We start from the raw sequence: 1,834 nt of genomic DNA on the forward strand, positions 1-1,834 counted from the left end.
ATCGGCCGCGGGAGCGGCGGGGGATGCCGAACCGGCCGCGGCTGCCAACCGCGGCCCTGCCGCCGTCGCTAGCCCACCGGCCCGATTCGACGGCGGCGACCACGACGGCGGAGAACGCGGCGGCGGCGACCACGATGCCGGCGACCACGACGGGCAGACGCTGATGCGCAGCGACCTGCCCGAGGTTCCGGCCGCACCCGCACCCGAGGCGGCGCCGTCGCCGGCCCCGAGCACCGCCCCCATGGTGCTGGCCCGGATGTGCGGGCTCGGCCACGCCAATCCACCGACCAGTTCGGCGTGTTCCGGATGCGGCGGGCCGTTGGACGGCGAAGCCCGGGAGGTGCAGCGGCCGTCGCTGGGGCACCTGCGGTTGTCCACCGGCGAAGTGGTGGAACTGGACAGGCCCGTGATCGTTGGACGGCAGCCTTCTGCGAACCGGGTGCAGGGCAGGGTGATGCCTCGGCTGGTGCCGGTGCACAGCGCCAGCGGGGACATTTCGCGCTCGCACGTGGAAGTCCGGTTGGAAGGGTGGCACGTCATCCTTGCCGACTTAAAGTCGACCAACGGGGCCTTGCTCCTGCGGGGCCAGCAGGCGCCCCGGCGTCTGGGCCACGGCGAGGCGGTCATGCTGCTGGACGGCGACATCGCGGACCTGGGCGACGGCATCTCCCTGCGCTTTGAGGACCTGCCGTGAGCGTGAAGCGCCCGCCCGCACCGCCGCCCGCCATCGACGGGTACCGCTACGTCAGGCTGCTTGGCTCCGGCGGTTTCTCCGACGTCTATTTGTACGAACAGGATCGGCCCAGGCGCCGGGTTGCGGTCAAGGTACTGCTGTCCGGGCTGAAGACCGAGGACGCCCGACGCCGCTTCGAATCCGAAGCAAACCTCATGGCGCAACTGTCCACGCATCCGTTCATCGTCACGATCTACGAGGCCAATCTCACCGCCGACGGACATTCCTACCTGGCGATGGAATATTGTTCACGTCCCAGCCTGGACGTCCGGTACCGCAACGGTCCGCTGGGGGTGGACGAAGTGCTGGCCCTCGGCATCCAGGTGGCCTCGGCCGTGGAAACCGCGCACCGGGCGGGTATCGCACACCGCGACATCAAACCCGCCAACATCCTGGTCACCGATTACAACCGGCCGGCCCTGACCGACTTCGGCATTTCCTCAAGCACCGACGGCGGAGATGGCGACACCGGCATGTCCATACCGTGGTCGCCGCCGGAAGCCTTCCGGGGCAATGCCGGCAACGGCACCCGCAGCGACATCTGGTCCCTGGGCGCCACGATCTACACGCTGCTGGCCGGCCGGTCCCCGTTCATCCAGCCCGGCGGAAACAACTCCCAGCGGGACCTGATGGACCGGATTGCCCATGCGCCGCTGCCGCCGCTGCGCCGTGCCGACGTGCCCGCATCATTGCAACTGGCCCTGGCGACGGCGATGGCCAAGTCGCCGGGGTCGCGGTTCACCTCCGCCTATGCCTTCGCGCTGTCCCTGCAGCGGGTCCAGGCGGAATTGAACCTCTCGGTGACGCCGTTCGAGGTGCTGGAGGAAGCACGGCCGGCTGAAGCGGACGGCGGCGACGACGGCGAGGCGACGCGCGTCCGCGGGATTGTCTCCATCGACCCGGCCGCCGGCACGGTACCGACGGCGCCGGGTTTCGCCTTTCCCGAACGCACCGGGCGGCTGCCCGGGGACTCGGCGCCGGCAGCAGGCAGCGCTCCCGGGCCGTGGCTGCCCGGCGCCGAGGGACGGCCCCCTGAGCCGGCCCCGGACGGCTCCACCGTGCTGCGGGACTCCGAACGGGATGCAGCGACGGAACCAGACG

The 1,834-nt window shown here is 70.7% G+C and carries 2 protein-coding genes; both read left to right on the top strand.

The annotated features are described in order from the left end of the window. Window positions 1-694 (top strand): FHA domain-containing protein (locus AC5RUH_RS16645; protein ID WP_494129150.1); only part of this gene is annotated, 694 nt, incomplete at its 5' end. Beyond that, a partial coding sequence (locus AC5RUH_RS16650; protein WP_494129151.1) for a serine/threonine-protein kinase occupies window positions 691-1,834 on the top strand: 1,144 nt, incomplete at its 3' end. The genes AC5RUH_RS16645 and AC5RUH_RS16650, both read left to right, overlap by 4 nt.

The sequence above is a fragment of the Arthrobacter sp. Y3223166 genome (assembly GCF_059090935.1).